Origin of the sequence: Anaerococcus sp. HMSC068A02, assembly GCF_001811125.1 — a bacterium.
GTDB classification, from domain to species: Bacteria; Bacillota; Clostridia; order Tissierellales; family Peptoniphilaceae; genus Anaerococcus; species Anaerococcus vaginalis_C.
On the sequence record NZ_KV803714.1, the window covers coordinates 194,537 to 216,625 of the forward strand.

A 22,089-nucleotide genomic window follows, 5' to 3' on the forward strand; every position below is an offset into this window, starting at 1 on the left:
ATCATTAATAATTTTTGAGTGCTCTTTCTATTTTTCTTTTAGCATCATTTTTCTTTATAGTTTCTCTTTTATCATAGATTTTTTTACCCTTTGCAAGAGCAATTTCCGCCTTAATAAGTCCTTCTTTTAGGTAAATTTTATTTACAATCATAGTATAACCTGCTTGAGAAACTTTTCCAATTAATTTATCAATTTCTTTTTTATGAAGCAAAAGCTTTCTAGTCCTAATTGGATCAATATTTTTTTCGTAGGATTGTTCATAAGGTGTAACATTCATATTATAAATAAATAATTCTCCCTTATAATCCCCAACGTGAGATTCCTTTATCGAAACTTTTCCTTCTCTTATACTTTTTACTTCATTTCCCTTTAATTCAATTCCAGCCTCATATTTTTCTTCCAAAAAATAATCATGTTTTGCTTTTTTATTATTAGCTAAAATTTTCAAATTCTTCCTCCAACAAATCGAAATCTATATTTCTTTTTTCAAGATCTACATTTTTAACTTCAATCAAAACTTTTTGTCCAATTTTATATCTTTTATTATTATCTCTATTTACACAAGATAGCTTTTGTTCAATATATTCAAAATGATCGTAAGAAAATTTATACATAAAACATCCTTCAACCGTATTTTCAAGTTCAATAAAAATCCCAAAATCTGTTATTGATGAAATAATTCCTTGAAATTTCTCTCCAATATATTTTTTCATATATTTACACTTGTATAAATCTTCTACATCTCTTTCACATTCTTCGCTATTTCTTTCTGTAATTGACAAGTGTTCTGCATTTTTTTCTAATTGTTTTTCTAATGATGATTGGCTTATATTTTCCAATTTATTATCAATAAAATCTTTTACAAGCCTATGAACAATTAAATCAGGATACCTTCTTATTGGAGCTGTAAAATGTGTATAATATTTTGTTGCTAACCCAAAATGAATATCCCTATAATTTGTATATTTAGCTTTTCTCATTGTCCTAAGCATCAACATATTTACAAGACTTTCATCATCTTTTCCTGAAACTTCTTTTAAAATTTCTTGGAAATCTTTTGGATGAAGTTCTTTTCCCTTAATATTATAGCCTAGGGTGTTTAAAATATTTTTGAAAGATTCTACCTTTTCATCTTTTGGCTTTTCATGAATTCTATATAATGATGGAAAATCCATATAAGCAAATAAACTAGCTATAGTTTCATTTGAAACTAACATAAATTCCTCTATCATTTTATTTGCAGAACCTCTTTCTAATATCGAAATATTTAAAACATCTCCTTTTTCATTTACATCTATTTGGCTTTCCGTAAAATTAAAATCTATAGAACCTCTTTTTTCTCTTTTATTTTTTAAAATTTTGTATAAGTTGTCAAATAATTCTAATTTTTCTATCAAAATTTCATCATCATAAACTTTGTCTTCATTATCCAAATAATCATTTACATCATCGTAGACTAACCTATAGTTAGATTTGATTATAGACTTATATATTTTATAATCAACAACTTTACCTAATTTATTAATTCTCATTTTTAAACTTAAAGCAAGTCTATTTTCATTTGGATTTAAAGAACATATTCCATTAGATAATTCCTCTGGTAGCATAGGCAAAACTATATTGTATAAATAAGTTGAATTTCCTCTTTGATAAGCTTCTTTATCAATTTCACTATTTTCTCTTACATAATGGCTTACATCTGCAATATGAACATATAAAATAAAATCTTCTTCATCTTTTTCTATAGATATTGCATCATCAAAATCTTTAGAATCCCTACCATCAATTGTAACTGTAAATAAATCTCTTAAATCTTTTCTATCTTTTTGTTTTGAAATATCTACTTCTTTTTCAATAAAAATAGCTTCTTTTTTTGTTTTTTTAGAAAAATTATCTTTTAAGCCGTAGGACCTTATTATTGATAAAACATCAACATTAAAATCATTTTTATTTCCTAAAACTTCTACAATTTTTCCTTCTGGAGAGCCATTTTTTGGATATTTTATAATTTCACAAACTACCTTGTCATTATTTTTTGCTTTTTTTGAAAATTTTTCATCAATATAAATATCTGAAGATAAGTTATCTCTATCGCTTATTACAAATCCAAATCCCTTATTTTTTTTATAAAGTCCAACAATTTGATTTGTATTTCTTTGAAGAATTTCTACTACTTTTCCTTCAGCATTTTTCCCATATTCTTTTTCTTTTATAATTTCAATTTTAACCCTATCTTTGTCATTTGCTGAATTTAAATTATTTTGAGAAATAAAAACATCCATATATTCATTATTATCAGAAATAAAAAATCCATATCCACCTTGAGCGAGTGAAATTTCTCCCATAAGTGATTTATCATCATTACTTAATGGATGAATTTTATTTTTTGAGCTTATTTTGATTTCATTTTCTTTAGCAAGTTTTTTAATAATTTTTTTTACATCTTTTTTTATATACTTATCACAATCCAAATATCTTAACATCTCATCAATAGTCATTGGCTTGTAATTTTTATCGTTTACTATATTTATAATTAAATCTTTAAAATTCATATTTTCTCCTATTAAAAAAGAGGCTAGTGAAAGCCTTCTTAACTTGCCTTACAAATTAAAAATCTTTACTAAACCCCTTAGTTTATTGCAAGAAGTATTGTACTTAATAAAAATAAGACAACACCTGCAAAAATTACAACCTTATCTAACATTTCGTTTTTTGATTTATGAGCGCTTCTACCAAATACATTTGTTTCTTGACCAGCTAAGGTTCCAAGCCCATCAGTTTTTGGTTCTTGTAAGGTTACTGCTATAACCAAAATTACAGAAGCTATCATCAATAATACTGATAATACTGTTGTCATCTGACACCTCCGTTTTCATACTATTTTATAATATCACAATTATATAAATTTTACAATAAAAAGAGGGGCTTTCTATTATTTTACCCCTCTATTTATTAAATAATAATATTATTTATTAATATTATAGAATGCTTTAAGTCCTTTAAACTTAGCTGTATCAAATAATTCATCTTCAATTCTTAGAAGTTGATTATATTTTGCAACTCTATCAGTTCTTGATGGAGCTCCAGTTTTAATTTGTCCAGCATTAACAGCTACAACTAAGTCTGAAATTGTTGTATCTTCAGTTTCTCCTGATCTGTGAGAAACAACTGCAGTATATCCTGCTTCTTTTGCCATTTCAATAGCATTTAATGTTTCAGTTAAAGAACCTATTTGGTTTACTTTGATAAGGATAGAGTTAGCAACGCCTTCTTTAATTCCTTTTTCAAGTTTTTTAGTATTTGTTACGAATAGGTCATCCCCTACTAATTGAACTTTATTTCCAAGTCTTTTTGTAAGTTTTGCCCATCCTTCCCAGTCATTTTCATCAAGTCCATCTTCGATTGAAATAATTGGATATTTTCCTACTAATTCTTCTAACCAATCAATCATTTCATCTTCTGTTTTAACTGTGCCTTCTCCATCTAAATGATATTTTCCATCTTCTTTGTTGTAAAATTCACTTGATGCACAGTCCATAGCTATATAAACATCTTTTCCTGGTTCATAGCCTGCTTCTTTTATAGCTTCACAGATAATTTCTAGAGCTTCTTCATTTGATTTTAAGTTTGGAGCAAATCCACCTTCATCACCTACAGCTGTATTGTAGCCTTTGTTTGAAAGAACTTTTTTAAGGCTGTGGAATACTTCTGCGCCCATTTGTAAAGCATGTGAAAAACTTTCAGCTCCTAGTGGGAAAATCATAAATTCTTGAATATCTACAGAGTTATCAGCGTGTTCTCCACCATTTAAAATATTCATCATTGGTGTAGGAAGAAGCTTTGCATTAGCTCCTCCAATATAATTATATAGAGAAACACCTTGTTCATCTGCTGCAGCTTTTGCTACTGCAAGAGAAACTCCAAGAATTGCATTTGCACCTAATTTTCCTTTATTTTCTGTTCCATCAAGTTCAATCATTGCTTTATCTATTCCGATTTGATCAGAAACATCATAAGTAAATTCTAATTCTTCAGCTATGATTTCATTTACATTATTAACAGCTTTAAGAACAGATTTTCCTAAATAATAATCTTTATCGCCATCTCTTAGTTCAACTGCTTCCCATTCACCTGTTGATGCGCCTGATGGTACGCTTGCTCTACCGAAACCACCTTCTTCTGTTACTACTTCAACTTCTACAGTTGGATTTCCTCTTGAATCTAATATTTGTCTAGCATATACGCTTGAAATTAAGCTCATCTTATTCTCCTTATATTTTTATTTTTTGTGATTAATTAATTGTTCAAAGTCATTTGCTTTAAGGCTTGCTCCACCTATTAGTCCACCGTCAATATTTTCTTTTGCTAATAATTCTTTAACATTAGCTGGTTTCATTGAACCACCATATTGAATTCTAATTTTTCCAGCACAATCTTCACAGAATGCTTCTTTTATATAATTTCTAATAAAAGCACACATGTCATCAGCATCTTCTGCAGATGCAGTCTTGCCAGTTCCTATAGCCCAGATTGGTTCGTAAGCAATAATAACTTTTGTTATATCTTTACCTTCAATTCCTTTAAGATCTTTTTCAAGTTGTTCTTTAACTTTTTCTTCTTGTTTATTAGCTTCTCTTTCTTCTAAAGTTTCGCCAACACAAAGAATTGGAACTATATCATGATCAAGTGCTGAAAGGACTTTTTTGTTGATTAGTTCATCGTCTTCATTAAAATATTCACGTCTTTCAGAGTGTCCCAAAATTACGTAATCAGCTTTTATGTCATTTAACATTTTTGGAGAAATTTCTCCAGTATAAGCTCCACTTTCTTCAAAGTACATGTTTTGAGCACCAAATTTTATATCTGAATCTTTTAAAATCTCACTTGCAAGTAAAAGGTCAATCGCTGGTACACAAACACCTTTTTCTACGCTTTCATCAAGGTCAAGTTCTACTAATTCTTCTAGCAAAGATTTAGCTTCGCTAGGAGTCATATTCATTTTCCAATTTCCTACTATTACAGGTGTACGCATATCTACTCCTTATTTTTCATCTATACAATCAATTCCTGGTAGAGTTTTTCCTTCTAAAAATTCTAGACTTGCTCCACCACCTGTTGATACGTGAGTAATTTTATCCTTATATCCTGCTTCTTCTATAGCAAGTGCACTATCTCCACCACCTACTATTGTTGTTGCAGAAGAATCTGCCAAGGCTTTTGCTACTTCATTAGTTCCATTAGCAAATACTTTTACTTCAAATACTCCCATAGGTCCATTCCATACAACTGTTTTTGCTTTCTTTATAATATCAGCATATTCTTTTGCAGTTTTTGGTCCAATATCTAAAGCTTCTTTATCTTGTGGGATATTATCAATATCAACTATTTCAGTTTCAGCATCTTCTTTTATTTCATCAGCAATAACTACATCTTTTGGTAAAAGTATTTTTACATTATTTGCTTCAGCTTTTTTAATTAATTCTAAAGACAAATCCATCTTGTCTTCTTCAAGAAGTGATTTTCCTATTTCTTTTCCTTGCGCTTTTAAGAAAGTATAAGCCATTCCTCCGCCGATTAAAATATAATCAACTTTTGAAATTAAATTTTCTATTACGCCAATTTTATCTGAAACTTTTGCTCCACCTAGGATTGAAACGAATGGTTTTTCTGGATTTTCCAAAGCTTTGCCCATTATTTCAATTTCTTTTTGAATTAAAAATCCTACAGCACTTTCAAGATTACTTGCTACACCAACATTAGAAGCGTGAGCTCTGTGGCTTGTTCCAAAAGCATCATTTACAAACAAATCAGCAAGTGATGATAATTCTTTTGCAAATTCTGGGTCATTTTTTGTTTCGCCTTTTACATATCTTGTATTTTCAAGCAAAGCAAGATTTCCATTTTCAAGCTTTTCTACTTCCTCTTTTACTTTTTCATCAACTACTACATCTGATGGTAAAAAGTGGAATTTTTCTCCATAGTGATTTTCTAACCACTCTGCTACTGGTTTTAATGAAAATTCTGGATTTGCTTCTCCTTTTGGTCTTCCCAAATGGCTCATCAAAATAACTTTTGCATTATTTTCTAATAGGTAGTCAATTGTTGGAAGGGCAGCTTTTATTCTTGTATCATCAGAAATTGTATGATTTCCGTCTTTTGATAAAGGAACGTTAAAGTCTACTCTTACCAAAACTTTTTTACCTTCAACATTTAAGTCTTTTACAGTTTTTTTATTCATAATTCTCCTCTAAAAAAGGCGAGAATAATATCTCGCCTGTCTAACTCTTAAAGATTTGCTAAGTAATCAAGTGTTCTAACTAGGTTAGATACGTATCCCATTTCATTGTCATACCATGCAACAGTTTTAACAACTTGAGTTCCATCTGTTCCTTCAACTATTTTTGTAAGTTGAGAATCAAATATTGAACCTGCTGGATAACCTATTATATCGCTTGATACAATATCATCTTCTGTGTAAGCAAATGCATCTGATGAGTATTTTTTCATTGCTGCATTAACTTCTTCTACTGTAACTTTCTTTTCTAATACTGAGTATAGTTCTGTAATAGATCCTGTAATTGTTGGAACTCTCAATGCAGAACCGTCAATTTTTCCTTCTACTTCTGGAAGTACTTTTCCTACAGCTTTTGCAGCTCCTGTTGATGCAGGAATTGTATTTTGTGCTGCAGCTCTACCACCTCTTAAGTCTTTTTTAGAAGCTGGTGTATCTTGAATAGCTTGTGTAGCTGTATAAGCATGGATTGTTGACATTTGTCCTGAAACAAATCCAAATTCATTTTTTAGAACGTTAACCATTGGTGCTAAGCAGTTTGTTGTACAACTTGCTCCAGAAACTACAGTTTCAGATCCATCAAGTATTTCATGATTTACTCCAAATACTATTGTTTTTAAATCTCCTTTTCCTGGTGCAGAAATAAGAACTTTTTTAGCTCCAGCTTTTATGTGTGCTTCTGCTTTTTCTTTTTCTGTAAAGAATCCTGTACATTCAAGCACTATATCAACACCTAATTCTTTCCAAGGTAAATCTTCTGGATTTCTTTCAGCAAAAACTTTGATATCTTTGCCATTGATTTTAAATCCATCATCTGTTAGTTCAGCATCTCCGTTAAATCTTCCTTGAGCAGTATCATATTTAAATGCATATAATAAACCTTTTTTATCAATAAGGTCATTGATTGCTACTACTTCAATATTTTCTTCTACTTCAGAAATTCTTCTTAGTGTAAGACGTCCTATTCTTCCAAATCCATTAATAGCTACTTTTGTTGTCATTATTTCCTCCTAAGTGCTTTTTCAATGTGTTTTACAATAATTATTTTACTAATTGACGTTTTTTTGTCAAGTTAGTTCTACCAATTACCATTTTCAATATACTTATTTGCCATTTCGCTAGCAATACATCCATCACTTGCAGCTGTTACCATTTGCCTAATTTTTTTGACTCTAGTGTCTCCTACAGCAAATACTCCTTTAACATTTGTTTTCATATCCTCATCTGTTGGAATATATCCATTTTCTAATTCAACTTGGTCTTTAAACAAATCTGTTTGTGGAACATTTCCTATATATACAAAAACTCCAATTGGACTATCGTCGTCATTTTTTATTGTTTTTAATTCATTAGTTTGTGTATTTTTCAAAACTAATTCTTTTACTTCGCTATCTCCTTTTATTTCTTCAACTGTATAATTTAATAAGAAAGAAATTTTTTCATTATCTTTGCATCTATCAATAACAGTTTGACTTGCTCTAAGTCCTTCTCTTCTGTGAATTATTGTTACACTTTTTCCAAATTTTGTAAGGTACAAAGCTTCTTCAAGGGCAGCTTCTCCACCACCTACTACATAAATATCTAGTCCTTGATAAAATGGACCATCACAAGTTGAACAATATGAAACTCCAAGATTTGCAAATTCTTTTTCGCCTTTTACATTTAATTTTCTATGGCTTGCTCCTGTTGAAAGGATTACAACTTTCGTTTCATAAACTTCATCTTTTGTATAAACTTTTTTAACATCGCCCAAAAGTTCTACTTTTGTTACTTCTTGATATTTTATATCGCAAAACTGTTTGGCTTGTTCTTCCATTCTATCAGATAGGGCAAGTCCACCAGCATCTTTCATTGATCCTGGATAATTTTCTACATGTTCTGTTGTAGCAATTTGTCCACCTGCTATATCTTTTTCTAAAATTAATGTTTTTAATTTTGCTCTTCCTGCATAAAGACCTGCTGTAAGTCCCGCAGGGCCTGCTCCTATAATAATTACATCAAACATTTAATCACCTCTATTAATTAAAAAATTATTTTGCCTAAGACCTTCATATAAAACTATTGCAACTGAATTGGCTAAATTAAGTGACCTATCCATATTTTTTGTCATTGGAATTGTATAAACCCTATCTTTAAATTTTTCTATTATTTTTTTATCAATTCCTTCTTTTTCCCTGCCAAAAATCAAATAATCTCCATCTTTGTAAGAAATATCTGCATAATTTTTATCACTACCAGTTTCAATAAGATAAATATTTTTCCCTTTTATATATTCCAAAAATTCTTCCATTGAGTCGTGAACTACTAAATCAAGTTTATCCCAATAATCAATGCCTGCTTTTTTTAAACTTTTATCTGAAAAATCAAATTTAAATGGTCTTATTAAATGGAGTCTTGATTCGGTTAATACACAGGTTCTTGAAATATTTCCTACATTTCCAGGATGTTCTGGTGAAATTAAAACTATATTAAACATGGGAATTTTTCTCCAATACTATATTTATTGCCTCAACTAAGCCAAAATTTTCATTTGTTGAAACAGTATAGTCGCAAACTTCCTTTACCTTTTCAATAGAATTTCCCATAGCAAATGATAGTATTGAATTTTCTAACATAGGAATGTCATTATCTTGATCTCCAATTGCTGCAATCTCATTTTTATTTATACCCAGAAAACTTCCTATCTCACTTATTCCATTAAACTTGTTTACATCTTTTTCCATAATCTCAATAACTTTATCATTTGAGCTTGTAGCATAAAGGTCTAACTCTTTAACTTTTTCTAAAACCATAATCTTTTCTTCTTTTTTTTCTACATCTGGAAAAATTTGAAATTTTAAGGCGGTATTTTTTCTATTATTTAATTCTTTTAATGGATTTGTTGAAAATGAAAAATTCACTTGATAATTCATTCCGTACTGACTATCTTTTTTCAAATGATTAAATCTTTCTGGTCTAATTCTGTTTGAATAGTATGTATCTACGTCATAAAATTGATAGGAAAGCTCATAGTTTTCGCTAAAATTTATAAGCTCTTTGATTTTTTTATCTTCAATTCCTTTTGTGTATATTGGTTTTTCTTTATTTATCATAGCAAGTGCTCCATTGTTTGTAACAAATGGATTATCAATGCCTGTTAAAGACATTAAATATCTAACTGAAGGCATAGCTCTGCCTGATGTAAATACAAATTTAATTCCATTTTCATCTAATTTTTTTAGGGCATCTATTGTTTCTTTTCTTAAAATTGAATTATTGTCAAGACTTGTTCCATCCAAGTCCATTGCAAATAATTTTATCATCTTCTCTCCTTATAATCTTCGCATAAATCTCTTAAATCACATTCTTCACATAAGGGATTTCTTGCCTTACAAATTTTTCTTCCATGAGCAATTATTTGGTGATGAAGTTTTGACCATTTTTCTTTTGGCAAATTTTTTCTTAAATCTTTTTCTGTATTCAAAACATCTTTGCTAGCTGCAAGTCCAATTCTATTTGAAACTCTTTGAACATGAGTATCTACTGCTATTGCATCAATGCCAAAAGCATTGCTCATTACAACATTGGCAGTTTTTCTTCCAACGCCTGGAAGTTTTGTTAAATCTTTCATATTATTTGGAACTTTTCCATCAAATTCTCTAATAAGCATTATTGAGGCATTTTTTATATTTTTTGCCTTATTTTTATATAAACCACAAGTTTTTATATAAGATTCAATTTCTTTTATATCCATATTAGAAAAATCTTCTGGAGTATTTGCGAATTTGAACATATTGCTTGTAACTTTATTTACCCTAACATCTGTACATTGGGCAGACAAAATTGTTGCAATTAAAAGCTCAAATGGCGTTGTAAAATCTAAAAAACTTTTATCTAAATTTGGATACATTTGATCTAATCTATCAACAACTTCATTAATTTCACTTTTGTTTAAAATAATTATCACCTCTTTATCGTTTTATCATTATACCCTTAAATATAAAAATATTAATTGAAGAAATTTTCTGTCTATTATATAATTATCTTTGAATTGGAGTGATTAAATGTTTAATATAAAGAAAAAAGAATTCAAAAAATTTGATTGGCTTTTGTTTTTGAGCACAACTTTTTTGAGTATATATGGACTATTTGTCCTTTATTCTGCTTTTTCTGGAAATTTTTCAGAAATTAAAAGCCAAATTATTGCAAGTATTTTAGGATTTTCTTTTATAATACTTATTTGCACAATGGATCTAGATGTTTTAAAAAAAGCAGCTTACCCAGTTTATGGAGTTTCTCTATTGCTTTTGATTTTAACTATTTTTTTAGGACAAGGTGCTGAAAGATGGGGTTCAAATTCTTGGCTAATTATTGGACCCGTTCAAATCCAACCATCAGAAATTACAAAAATAGGAATTATTTTTGCCTTAGCAGCATATTTAGAAAAATATAAGGACGAAATTAACAATCCATCAAGATTGATAAAAACTTTAATTTTTGCATTTTTGCCAATAGTTTTTATTTTGTTACAACCAGATTTTGGTACAGCCATGGTTTATATTTTCTTTATAGCTGTAATGCTTTTTTTGGCTGGACTTTCTTGGAAATGGATTGTTGGACTTTTAGCTGTGTCAGTTTTGGGAGCTTTGTTTTTATTATTAAATCTAAAAGGCTATAAGGCTGATAGAATTCACGATTTTTTAGACCCATCAAGAGATACATCAGGAAGTGGATGGCAACAACAACAAGGTTTAATAGCTATTGCTTCAGGAATGTTATCTGGTAGAGGATTTATGCAAGGAACCCAAGCACAATATGGTTATATTCCAGAAAAAGAAAGTGATTTTATATTCTCAGTTCTTGCAGAAGAATTAGGATTTATTGGAGCTATACTAATGTTAATTGCCTTTGTAATAATGATTTATAGACTTTTAACAATAAGCAAAAATTCAAAAAACTCCTTTATTTCTTTAATGGTTGCTGGAATCTGTGCAATGTTTTTTGTCCATATTTTTGAAAATGTGGCAATGACTATAGGACTTATGCCTGTAACAGGAATTCCACTTCCATTTTTTTCATCAGGAGGAACATTCTTACTAATATGTTTTATAAATATAGGACTTGCCCTATCAGCATCAATGCAAAAATCATCTTATGATATTGAAGACACAAGTTATTACGAAACTATAAAATTTAAAAATACACCTAATAAAAATATAAATTTATCTGAGAATAAATAAAAAAAATCCTTGCAAAAATTAATTTGCAAGGACAGACTATTAACAAAGTATACAAATCCTCATGCTAAGAATATCATACGTAAAAAATTGATTTGATTTCAAATTTAAAAATTCGTCAAAAATCGCATTGTTTGAGAGCGTAGCTAGAGTTTGCGATTTTAGAATTTTGAAATTTAGAAATCAACAATTTTTGGAGTCAGATATTCGTGCTTGAGGGTTTGTCTACGATCTGTCCTTGTAAAATTTAATTGCAAGGATTTTTTTATTCGTATCTTGCCCTAATTCCTCCAATCAATTTTGGTCTAGATTTTAAAGCAGTCAAATGAGCATTTCCAATATTTTTAATTTCTAACCTAAGAGGAACTTGGACAAATTTTATATGCATTCCAATATTTGCATCTCCAATATCCATACCAAAATCTCCACTTATATGTTCTATTACAACAGGATCTTTAAAATATTTATAAGCAGCAGTTGCAAAAGAACCTCCTGCGTGTATTTGAGGAACAACAGATACAATTTCATATCTATCCCTAAAAGCAAGCTCTCTTTCAACAACAATCGCCCTATTTATATGTTCACATCCACCAACACCAAGATAAATATTTTTATCCTTTAAAATTTCAAGTAAAGTTTTAACAACTTCTTCTCCAACTTCTCCACTCGAATGCGAACCAATTTTATATCCCAAAATTTCAGAAGATGAACCTCCAAGAATAAAAACATCTCCCGCTTTTGCCTTAGATTTTTCAAGAATTTCCAAACAAGCTTTTTTAACTTCATTTTTTATATCTTCCATAACCCCTCCTAATCACTCTATTAAAAATATACCCAATAAAAAAAGATAGATGACATAAGCACCTATCTTTTACTTATTAATTTTTTTGTCTTTAATCATTTTTGTTTTAGAAAATTCTTCTCTTTCTCTTTCTTCAATTTGACTAGAAATTGATTTGATTATAGCCTTATAATTTGGAATTTGAACTTTTTCTAATGAATTTACTTTTTTGGATGTCTTTTTTATTTCTGTATCCAAATTTTTAATAGTTGTATCAAGCTCTGCAAGTTTATATACTTTTTCTTTTAAATCATTCAATGACAAAAGAGCCTCATCAAATAAAGAATTAGTCAAATTTAATGAATACGATAAGTCCAATTTTTTTGAATCAAAATCAATTTCAAAAATTTTTGTTTGCATAAACTTTTTTTCTTTCAAAGTAATGGATTCATCTAGGGGAACTGATAAGGCTATCGATTTTAACCTATCTTCCCCCGTTGTTACAATTGCTTTTTTTATATTTTTTTTAACATCTTTAATGCAAGAATTAACAATTTTATTCAATTCATTTCTTTGATTTATTTTTGCATTATATTGACCTATCAAAGCTTTTCTTTTTTTATCAAGAATATCATAACCTTCATTGATTAGGCTTAATTGATTTTTTGCCTTCATCAAATTTGCCTTAGTTGGGGCAAATTTTGTTTCAGTCATATTTAGCTCCCAAATATTTTTCCTTATTTTCCTTGCTTACCCTGTGAATTTCTTCAATTGGTAAAATTTTTAAAATATCCCATCCCAAATCCAAAGAATCTTCCAAACTCCTATTTTCATAAGAATCTTGGCTTAAAAATCTATTTTCAAAATTTTTACCAAAATCCAAATATTTTTTATCCAAATCTGATAAGTCATCTTCTCCAACTATTTGAGAAATATTTCTAATTTCTTGAACTTTTGAATAAGATTCGTAAAGCTGATTCATCAAATCATCATGATCACTTCTTGTAAAGCCTTCTCCAATTCCATCTTTCATAAGTCTTGATAAAGAAGGAAGAATATTTATTGGAGGATAAATTCCTTTTTGATCTAAGCTTCTATCAATTACAATTTGTCCTTCTGTAATATATCCCGTTAAATCTGGGATTGGATGAGTAATATCATCGTTTGGCATTGTCAAAATTGGAATTAAAGTTACAGAACCATTAACTCCATCAATCATACCAGCTCTTTCATATGAGCTTGCAAGATCTGAATATAAATACCCAGGATAGCCTTTACGAGAAGGAACTTCTTGTCTAATTGAAGACACTTCACGAAGAGCTTCTGCATAAGATGTAATGTCTGTAATTATTACCAAAACGTGTTTATTTTTTTCAAAAGCCAAATATTCAGCAGCTGTAAGGGCACATTTTGGTGTAATTAATCTTTCCATAATTGGATCATCTGCCAAATTTTCATACATTACTACCTTATCTTTAACTCCTGCTTTGGTAAAAGCATCTTCAAAAAACATAGCTTCATCTTTTTTAATTCCCATTGCAGCAAAAACAAAACAAAAATCCTCATCGGTTTTTAATTTTGCTTGCCTTACGATTTGGGCTGCAATTTCGTTGTGTGGCATTCCTGATCCAGAAAAAATTGGAAGTTTTTGTCCACGAATTAATGTCGTAAGAATATCTATTGATGAAATTCCCGTTTGGATAAAATTTCTTGGATATTCTCTTGCAACAGGATTTAGTGGATTTCCTTCAACCGAATAAAATTTATCAGAATAAATTTCTCCACCATCATCAATAGGTCTTGCAATCCCATTAAAAGTTCTACCTAAAATAGATTCGTTTAAAGGAATTTCTAAAGGCTTTTCTTCAAATTCTACAACAATATCATTTAAAGAAAAATCTTGTGTATTTCCAAAAACTTCTACTGTAACTGTATCATCATCAATTTTTACAACTTGACCAATAAAATTTTCTCCCAAAGTGTTTACTTTTACCACAGCATTGTAAGCAATATCTTCTACCTTATCAAGTTCAATAATTGAGGCCTCAATTTTTTTGATTTTTGTATATTGCTTTTTCATCTATTACCTTCTTTCACACTTTGAAAATATGATTGAATATTGTTATTTAGTGATGCAAATTTTTCAATTTCATCATTTTTAATATCATATTTCATTGAATTAATTTTGGCTATTAATGTTTTATCGTAAATATTTTTATAAGATATTCCTTCTTCGATTAAATTTTTTGAAATATTATAATAATTTTCTATAACTTTTAGCATTTGAATTTGCTTATTTAAAGGAACATATTTATCGGTATCATTAAAGGCATTTTGTTGAAGAAAAGCAATTTTAATCATACTTGCTACATCTAAAAGATTTTTTTGTTTATCTGATAGGGAATCTTTTCCTACCAGCATTACTATTGATTGTAACTTGTCTTCTTCAGTTAAAATTTCCATCATTTTATTTCTTAGCGAAACTATATCTTCCCCACTAATATTTTCATAATAATTTGCCATTTGATTTAGGTAATTTGAATATGAATTTAACCAATTTATAGCAGGATAATGTCTTGAATAAGCAAGATTTTTATCAAGTCCCAAAAATACATTTACACTTCTTCTAGTGTTTTCTGTTACAGGCTCAGAAAAATCTCCACCTGTTGGAGAAACTGCTCCAATAAGAGTAACAGAACCATGACTTCCATTTAAATTTATAAAATCGCCTGCTCTTTCATAAAATTGCGAAAGTCGTGAGCCAAGATAAGCTGGGTAGCCTTCCTCTGCCGGAATTTCTTCAAGTCTTGCAGAAATTTCTCTCAAGGCTTCTGCCCATCTTGAAGTTGAATCTGCCATCAACGCTACATCATATCCCATATCTCTAAAATATTCAGCCATAGTAATTCCAGTATAAATACTTGCCTCTCTTGCAGCTACTGGCATATTTGATGTATTTGCAATAAGAATTGTTCGCTCCATTAACCCTCTTCCTGTATTAGGATCTATAAGATTTGGAAAATCTTCGAGAACTTGAGTCATTTCGTTACCACGTTCTCCGCAACCAATATAAATAATTATATCTGCGTTAGAATATTGAGCCAATTGATGTTGAAGCATAGTCTTTCCAGTTCCAAAACCACCAGGAATTGCAACTGTTCCTCCCTTTGCGATAGGAAAAAATATATCCAAAACTCTTTGACCAGTAAGTAAAAGTTCACTTAAAGGTTTATTTCTTTTAATCGGTCTTTGAACTCTTACAGGCCAATATTGATACAATTTTAATTCTTCAATTTTTTCTATAGTTTTAACTTTTACAATTGTATCTTCAATACAATATTTTCCATCATCTAAAACTTCTACAATTTCTCCATCAAAATTTGACATTAACCTATGTTCAATTATTAGACTTTCATCAATAGTTGCATATATTTGACCTTTTTTTATTTTATCGCCAACTTTTACTTTGATTTTTACATCCCATTTTTTCTCTTCATCAAGATTTGAAAGTCCAAGTCCAGAAGGAATAAAAGAGCCATGATTTAAAGCAATTTTATCTAGCGGTCTTTGGATTCCATCAAACATATTTCCAATCATTCCAGGTCCAAGTCTTACTGATAAGGGTCTGTTTGTTTTTATAATTTCATCATTTATTTTCAAACCTGAAGTATCTTCATAAACTTGAATTATAGCATAATCCCCATCTATTGAAACAACTTCTCCAATAAGTTTGAGTTTACCTACAGTTACCATCTCTCTTATTTTTAAATCTGACGCATTTCTAGCCTTTATTACAGGACCATTTATAGATTTAATTGTTGGAGTCATTCTTATCCTCCATTTCTTTTTCAAATTCATCAGAAATTATTTTATAAAATTTGCTTCCTATTTCATATTTATAATTATCTAATTTTTTTTCTAAGGAATAATCATATTGATAAGTTAAATCTTTATTTTTTATAATAAAGCCACCTATTTTCGAATCATCCATTTCTTCTGTTTTAAAATCAAATAATTCTTGGTCAGATTTTTTTACACACAATATCAAATCATTATCATTTTCTGATAAATTCTTATATATTTCATTTGCCTTTATTGCAAGTTTTTTCTTATATTCATTAGTATTTGAATAATTTTTTAACTCATCTTTAATTTCTTCAATTAATTCATCAAGCAAAGATTCTTTGAATTTGTTATATGAAGTTTTTTTATTTTGAGAAATATTTGCAATTTTTTCATTTTTTCTTGCATTGGCAAATTCTTTTCTTTTTTCTATATAAAGCTTATAATTTTTATCTAAGTTATCCTTAATTTCATTTAAAGTTTTTGAAGAAAAGTCTGTTGAATCATATAATTCTTTTTCGCTTTTTCTTTTTTCATTTGACCAAACCATCTTCCTAAAGCTTGAAATTTTTGCACTTAAATCTAGCATTTAAGTCTCCTTTACTAATCTAAAACTACTACTAAAGGAGTAGCATTTTCTACCCTATAATTTTCTACCTCATCTTTTATTTTCTCATAGCAATATTTTGAAAATATAATTAAAGCTAAGTCTTTTTCTTTTGTAAAATCTTTAAAATTATAAGATATTTCTTCTTCATTTTCTAAAATCAAACCATCAATTCCTCCAAGCCTAAAGCCAAGAAGAAAAGATAAGTCATTTGTAATTACTTTTGCTTTCATTTTAAGCAAATAAAATCATTATAGAAATAATTACACCAAAGATTGCAATACCTTCAGCAAGTCCTACGAAAATTATTGTTCTTCCAAGAATTGATGCATCTTCTGAAATTGCTCCAAGAGCTGCTGAGCCTACTTGACCTACTGCATATCCTGTTCCTATTGTTGCAAGACCTGTTGATAAGGCTGCCCCAATATATTTCAAGCCACTTGCTGTTTCACTAGCACTTCCAGCTGTAGCTGCTTTAACACCGTTTGGTAAAACTAAAACCAAAATCATAACCATTATTGGAATAAATGTAGATAAATTTATTTTTAAAGCTTTTCTTATTTTTTCTTTAGAGCTATCTTCATTATTTTTTAATAGATATAAACCTGAATAAATTGTTATAACAACGCATGCTAATGCTAATATTGAAATTAAAATCATTATTTTCTCCTTATAATTTACTTATTGGACTAAATTTTTGTCCATCTCCCTTATAATATTTACTAAACATTTCATAAAATTCTAATCTTAAACCTTGAATAAATACAATCATTCCTTCAAGTCCTATTATTAAAATATTTCCAAATATTAAAATAATAATTCCTATAATTCCTCCGCCAACAAGCTTACTCATAACTTCAAATGCCATGTATAAACCGACGTGGTTTATAGCAAACGCACCTACTCTTGTAAAAGAAACAAGATTTGAAAATACAGAAAGCAAAGCTTCAATTATAGAAAATGAACTTTCTATATAATAATCAGCAGAAGATTGATCATATATTGGATTAATTCCTAACATTTTTCTAGAAATTGGTTGTTTAAATATCATCAATATAATTGATAATACAAGTAAAATTATTGAAAATTTCATTGGCAATGGATTAATTTTTACAATATTTAAAATGATTAAAATAAATGAAATCATCATAATTAATCCTGCTATACCTTCTTTTCCAAAAACTCCTTCTTCTAAATCTTTTTGCTTGTGAAGTTTATTATAAATTCCTAAGATATAGGATATAAAAATTAGAATAACTCCAAAGGCGACTGAAGCAACTAATACTTTTAAAATATTATCAAATGGTTTAATTAATAATGTTGGTATTAAATCTTCTATTCCAAAAAATGATCCATACATTATGCCAAAAAAGCAAGCAGAAAATCCTATTCTTCTTACTAATTGACCAAATATTTTATTTTTCTTTTCTACTAGAAAACTAGCTAAGATAAAAATTAATCCTTGTCCTAGATCACCAAACATCATTCCATACAAAAGCATATAAGTTATTGCAAAAAATCCTGTCGGATCTATTTCATTGTAGTTTGGTGCTCCATACATATTAACCAAAAACTCAAAGGGCCTAGTTAGTTTATTATTTTTTAATTTAGTTGGTGGGTTTGCTATTGTCTGGCTATTTTTTTTTTGATCTACCAAACTATCTTCATATTTTTCTACAGAATCTTTTACAACTTGTAATTTTGATTCTGGTACCCAACCTGAAAGATAAAAATACTTTCTACCTTTTAACATTTTATCTTTTATTTTAGAAGACTTCTTATAAAAATCTATAGTCTTTGGAAGGTTTTTTAATTCGTCTATATTGTCATTTTTGATTTTTTCTAGATTTTCATTTATCTTTTTAAGCTTAATTTTATTTTCTTGGTATTCTTTTTTTATTTCTTCTAAACTTTTATTTTCTGGAATATCCTTATCAATAAAACCCAAAGATGAAATTGTTCTATTTACTTCATCTTCAACGCTTTTTGGATAAACTAAAAGATAATCTTCATTCCCACTTTCAATAGATTGGTTTATATTATTTTTATTCTTATCTTTAAAGCCTAATTTTTCCAATAATTTCATAAAACCTGCCTTCTAATCAATAATCTTTTCAAAGAATTCTTTTACTAACTTATCTTTCTTTTCATTAAAAACTTTTTTACTTTCTAATTTTTGCTCTTCGTAAAATTCTTCTATTTCTTTTTTCTTATAATCCGCTTCTTTTAAAATATCATCATAAATTTTATTGGAATCATCCTTAGTTTTTGAATCATAATTTTTGTTTAGTTCAAGACTAACTTTATTAACATTATCTTTTTCATTTTTTAATATTACATCAGTATCATTTCTTAATTTTGTCGTTTCATCATCAATACTATAAATACTTTTTAAAGCTTCCTTATTAGTTTTTATATTTGGATCATTTTTTTGTAAATGAATAATTAATGACGGTATCGATTCGTAATTATTTTTTAATATAAACCTACCGTCTTTACTAACTTCTCCCAATCTATAATTAAAATAATTTAAATTTGTTATTTTATTTATATTTATTTCTTCATTTTCAAGTGCTTGTAAGTTATTTATATATTCTTCAAGTTTTTTGTTTCTTTCTTCTAATTCTTTTTTCTTTTCTATATTATCTTCAAGCATTTTTAGCAAATTTTTAAGTTTTTCATCATTAATTCTTTTTCCATTATCGGAATCTTCTAAATTCAAAAATTCTTTAATATCTTCAAGATTTTTTATAAAAGTAGAATCTATTTTTTCAAAGCTATCTAGCTCATTAAAATCTTCAGTTTTATCGATATTTTCTTCGCTAGCTTTTATAGAAAACTCCCTATTTTGTACTTGTCTAAAAGCATCAACTTGATCGAATTCATCAATGTTGATTAAATCTTCAAGAAAATCATCTAAATTTTCAAGTTTTGCCATTATATTAACTAAGTGCATTTTTTCGACAGCCATTTTATCACCTCTTTATTATATAACGCTTCTTTTCATCCTTATCAAAAGTTTCATCAAATTCAAGCATACTTATGATATTTTTATTAGAAATTTCCATCATATCAACTATATAAATTAATTTTAGTAAATCATATTTTGAATTATTTAACCTTTTTGAATTATCACTCAATAAATCTTGCTTTGCCTTGTAGAAATTAGAAGAATTATTAAATAATGAATTATAAGGACTTCCTAATATTTTTTCCTTAACTTTATCTAGACTTAATTTTGATAATTTTTTTAAATCTTCTGTTTTTAAATATTTGCCACCTTCAATTAAATAATTAAATATTTCATAATCATTTAAAATAAAGTAGTTTTTTAATCTAAATAACATTTCAATATTAAAAATATCAATTTTATTACCTATAAATTCTCTAAGCTCCTTGCCAAGATTTTTTGGAAGTTTTTTAGTTTCTTCTAAAAGGTCTCTATAATAAAATTTATTTAATGAATTAGATATTAGAAAAATTATAGAATCTTTTTGCATATTTTCATTTAAAAATGGATAAAGAGTTCTATAGTACCTAGTTGACTTAGATTTTTCCACAAAAGTTTGAAAATCATCGTCTTTTGATACATTTATATTTTGAGAAAATTTTTCTCTTTTTATAATATCTAAACTGTCTTTCAAATGCTCATTTAAAATTGCCTGAACAATTAATTGAATTAATTGTAGTTCGAATTTTGAAATATATTTTATAAAGAAATTTTTCTCTTCTCCTTTAAGAAATTTCAAAAATGAATTTAAATCGTCGTATAAACTATTGGAAAGAAAAATTTCCACATCTTTTTTAGAGTAAATATTAGGTATTTCACTTTTATTTGCTCTAATAATATCTAATTTTCTTTCCAAACTGTCTTCGTACAACAAATCTCTACAAATTTCTTTACTAGGCAATTTCCCAAGTTTAGCTTTTGCTTTTACTACATAAGCTTTCATAATGCCTTCTTTCTTGATATTTAATCTTGGACTAGTTCTCCTGATATTGTAAATGAAGTGTTTTCTGTGATTTTTACTTTTACGATTTGCCCTATTAAATTTTTATCAGCTTTAACATGAACTAATTTAAAAGTATCTGTCCTGCCTGTTAGAACATTTTTGTTATTTTTACTTTCAGATTCTAACAAGACTTCAACAACTTTACCTACATATTCCTTATTTTTTTCATTAAATATTGGATAAAGAGTATCCAGTAATCTATCAAACCTATCTTGAACAATTTTATCGTCAATTGGATCCAATTTAGCAGCTTTTGTTTTTGGTCTTGGAGAATATTTAAAAGTAAAAGCAGTATCAAATCCTACTTTTCTACAAACATCTAAAGTTTCTTGAAAATCTTCTTCTGTTTCAGTAGGATAACCTACAATAATATCCGTAGAAATTGCAATACCAGGAATTTCTTCTTTCAATTTTCTAGCTTTTTCTAAATATTGTTCTTTATTATATTTTCTATTCATATCTTTAAGAACTTTGTCAGAACCTGATTGTATAGGAAGGTGGAAATAATTACATATATTATCATTTTCTTTAATAACTCTAATTAAATCATCCGATAAATCTTTTGGATGACTTGTTGTAAACCTTAATCTTTCAACCCCTTCAATTTTTGCACATTTTTCTAAAAGTTCTGGAAAAGTTACATTAAAATCTGATTTATTTCCATAAGAATTTACATTTTGTCCTAAAAGTGTGATTTCTTTATAGCCATTTTTAACTAAATTTTCAATTTCTTCAATAATATGAGATGGTCTTCTACTTTCTTCTCTTCCCCTTGATTGAGGAACTATACAATATGAACAGAAATTATCGCAGCCTCTCATTATATTTACATAAGCTTGAAAATCATTTTTGCTATTATAATTTACGTAATCATCTTTTACATTATCTTCTGAAACATCAATTACTCTTTCGCCTGTTTCTAAATATTTAAATAAAAGATCTGGCAAAGAATTTATATTTTTAGTTCCAAAAATTATATCAACTTCTTTGTGTTTTTTTTCTATAACTTCTCTAGCAACGCTAGTTTGCATCATACAACCTGATACTGCTATAATTTTTTCAGGATTTTCTTCTTTTAATTTTTTTAAACTTGATACTTGACCATAAAGTTTTAATTCAGCATTCTCTCTTACAAGACAAGTGTTAAATAAAATAAAATCAGCATCATTTCTATCATCAGTTTTTGTATAACCTAAATCTTCTAATATATAAGAAATTCTTTCAGAGTCATGTTCATTCATCTGACAACCAAAGGTTGTTATATTATATTTTTTATTTTCAAAATAATTCTTATATTTTTCATTATTTTTTAATTGCATATATCTCCTTACAGCTAA

The 22,089-nt window shown here is 28.1% G+C and carries 23 protein-coding genes; 1 reads left to right on the top strand and 22 read right to left on the bottom strand.

Annotation, left to right across the window (positions count from 1 at the left end; genetic code table 11):
• Window positions 1-4: 4 nt before the first annotated feature.
• The 11 genes from smpB to nth form a co-directional block, all read right to left on the bottom strand.
• Window positions 5-448, bottom strand: coding sequence for an SsrA-binding protein SmpB (gene smpB / locus HMPREF2782_RS02115; RefSeq protein WP_004838881.1), 444 nt, complete (start codon window positions 446-448; stop codon window positions 5-7).
• The gene (gene rnr, locus HMPREF2782_RS02120) at window positions 432-2,552 is read right to left on the bottom strand and encodes a ribonuclease R (protein ID WP_070640565.1); all 2,121 of its coding nucleotides are present in this window, start codon (window positions 2,550-2,552) and stop codon (window positions 432-434) included. Before rnr ends, smpB begins: the two co-directional genes overlap by 17 nt.
• A gap of 77 nt (window positions 2,553-2,629) precedes the next feature.
• Window positions 2,630-2,857 (bottom strand): preprotein translocase subunit SecG, encoded by a 228-nt coding sequence (gene secG, locus HMPREF2782_RS02125; RefSeq protein ID WP_004838883.1) that lies wholly within the window; start codon window positions 2,855-2,857, stop codon window positions 2,630-2,632.
• Window positions 2,858-2,965: 108 nt separating this feature from the next.
• Window positions 2,966-4,261: a phosphopyruvate hydratase gene (gene eno / locus HMPREF2782_RS09390; protein WP_019117622.1), complete on the bottom strand. Its 1,296-nt coding sequence runs from the start codon at window positions 4,259-4,261 to the stop codon at window positions 2,966-2,968.
• 18 nt (window positions 4,262-4,279) lie between these two features.
• Entirely contained in the window at window positions 4,280-5,032 is a 753-nt protein-coding gene (tpiA, locus tag HMPREF2782_RS09395; protein ID WP_019117621.1) for a triose-phosphate isomerase, read from the bottom strand.
• Window positions 5,033-5,041: 9 nt separating this feature from the next.
• Window positions 5,042-6,238 (bottom strand): phosphoglycerate kinase, encoded by a 1,197-nt coding sequence (locus tag HMPREF2782_RS02140; protein WP_019117620.1) that lies wholly within the window; start codon window positions 6,236-6,238, stop codon window positions 5,042-5,044.
• A gap of 47 nt (window positions 6,239-6,285) precedes the next feature.
• Complete coding sequence (gene gap / locus HMPREF2782_RS02145; RefSeq protein WP_004838887.1) at window positions 6,286-7,293, bottom strand: type I glyceraldehyde-3-phosphate dehydrogenase; 1,008 nt, start codon at window positions 7,291-7,293, stop codon at window positions 6,286-6,288.
• Between the two features lie 77 nt (window positions 7,294-7,370).
• Window positions 7,371-8,297 carry a thioredoxin-disulfide reductase gene (trxB, locus tag HMPREF2782_RS02150; RefSeq protein WP_019117619.1) on the bottom strand — a complete coding sequence of 309 codons (927 nt, stop codon included), beginning with the start codon at window positions 8,295-8,297 and terminating at the stop codon, window positions 7,371-7,373.
• A complete protein-coding gene (locus tag HMPREF2782_RS02155) occupies window positions 8,298-8,768 on the bottom strand; it encodes a tRNA (cytidine(34)-2'-O)-methyltransferase (protein WP_019117618.1) in 471 nt (156 codons plus the stop codon). It abuts the gene before it with no gap.
• A complete protein-coding gene (locus tag HMPREF2782_RS02160) occupies window positions 8,761-9,594 on the bottom strand; it encodes a Cof-type HAD-IIB family hydrolase (protein WP_019117617.1) in 834 nt (277 codons plus the stop codon). Before HMPREF2782_RS02160 ends, HMPREF2782_RS02155 begins: the two co-directional genes overlap by 8 nt.
• Entirely contained in the window at window positions 9,591-10,238 is a 648-nt protein-coding gene (gene nth, locus HMPREF2782_RS02165; RefSeq protein WP_019117616.1) for an endonuclease III, read from the bottom strand. The genes HMPREF2782_RS02160 and nth overlap by 4 nt, the downstream gene beginning before the upstream one ends.
• A gap of 97 nt (window positions 10,239-10,335) precedes the next feature.
• Here nth and rodA point away from each other — a divergent pair, with 97 nt between their 5' ends.
• A complete protein-coding gene (rodA, locus tag HMPREF2782_RS02170; RefSeq protein ID WP_070640567.1) occupies window positions 10,336-11,511 on the top strand; it encodes a rod shape-determining protein RodA in 1,176 nt (391 codons plus the stop codon).
• Window positions 11,512-11,773: 262 nt separating this feature from the next.
• Here the strand turns inward: rodA and HMPREF2782_RS02175 are convergent, their stop codons facing one another.
• The 11 genes from HMPREF2782_RS02175 to miaB form a co-directional block, all read right to left on the bottom strand.
• The gene (locus HMPREF2782_RS02175) at window positions 11,774-12,310 is read right to left on the bottom strand and encodes a TIGR01440 family protein (RefSeq protein WP_070640569.1); all 537 of its coding nucleotides are present in this window, start codon (window positions 12,308-12,310) and stop codon (window positions 11,774-11,776) included.
• A 69-nt stretch (window positions 12,311-12,379) separates the two neighbouring features.
• Window positions 12,380-13,003, bottom strand: coding sequence for a V-type ATP synthase subunit D (locus HMPREF2782_RS02180; RefSeq protein WP_070640571.1), 624 nt, complete (start codon window positions 13,001-13,003; stop codon window positions 12,380-12,382).
• A complete protein-coding gene (locus HMPREF2782_RS02185) occupies window positions 12,996-14,369 on the bottom strand; it encodes a V-type ATP synthase subunit B (protein ID WP_070640573.1) in 1,374 nt (457 codons plus the stop codon). The genes HMPREF2782_RS02180 and HMPREF2782_RS02185 overlap by 8 nt, the downstream gene beginning before the upstream one ends.
• Window positions 14,366-16,117: a V-type ATP synthase subunit A gene (locus HMPREF2782_RS02190; protein ID WP_070640575.1), complete on the bottom strand. Its 1,752-nt coding sequence runs from the start codon at window positions 16,115-16,117 to the stop codon at window positions 14,366-14,368. The genes HMPREF2782_RS02185 and HMPREF2782_RS02190 overlap by 4 nt, the downstream gene beginning before the upstream one ends.
• Window positions 16,101-16,721, bottom strand: a complete 621-nt coding sequence (locus HMPREF2782_RS02195; protein WP_070640578.1) for a hypothetical protein — start codon at window positions 16,719-16,721, stop codon at window positions 16,101-16,103. The genes HMPREF2782_RS02190 and HMPREF2782_RS02195 overlap by 17 nt, the downstream gene beginning before the upstream one ends.
• Window positions 16,722-16,735: 14 nt before the next feature.
• Window positions 16,736-16,972 carry a V-type ATP synthase subunit F gene (locus HMPREF2782_RS02200; protein ID WP_004838898.1) on the bottom strand — a complete coding sequence of 79 codons (237 nt, stop codon included), beginning with the start codon at window positions 16,970-16,972 and terminating at the stop codon, window positions 16,736-16,738.
• A 1-nt stretch (window position 16,973) separates the two neighbouring features.
• The gene (locus HMPREF2782_RS02205; protein WP_004838899.1) at window positions 16,974-17,399 is read right to left on the bottom strand and encodes an ATP synthase subunit C; all 426 of its coding nucleotides are present in this window, start codon (window positions 17,397-17,399) and stop codon (window positions 16,974-16,976) included.
• A gap of 10 nt (window positions 17,400-17,409) precedes the next feature.
• Window positions 17,410-18,825 (bottom strand): V-type ATP synthase subunit I, encoded by a 1,416-nt coding sequence (locus HMPREF2782_RS02210; RefSeq protein ID WP_070640579.1) that lies wholly within the window; start codon window positions 18,823-18,825, stop codon window positions 17,410-17,412.
• Window positions 18,826-18,837: 12 nt separating this feature from the next.
• Window positions 18,838-19,710, bottom strand: a complete 873-nt coding sequence (locus HMPREF2782_RS02215; protein WP_070640581.1) for a V-type ATP synthase subunit I domain-containing protein — start codon at window positions 19,708-19,710, stop codon at window positions 18,838-18,840.
• A 4-nt stretch (window positions 19,711-19,714) separates the two neighbouring features.
• On the bottom strand, window positions 19,715-20,692 hold the full coding sequence (locus tag HMPREF2782_RS02220) for a V0D/AC39 family V-type ATPase subunit (RefSeq protein ID WP_070640583.1): 978 nt from the start codon (window positions 20,690-20,692) through the stop codon (window positions 19,715-19,717).
• 20 nt (window positions 20,693-20,712) lie between these two features.
• Window positions 20,713-22,071: a tRNA (N6-isopentenyl adenosine(37)-C2)-methylthiotransferase MiaB gene (gene miaB / locus HMPREF2782_RS02225; RefSeq protein WP_070640585.1), complete on the bottom strand. Its 1,359-nt coding sequence runs from the start codon at window positions 22,069-22,071 to the stop codon at window positions 20,713-20,715.
• Window positions 22,072-22,089 lie beyond the last annotated feature (18 nt).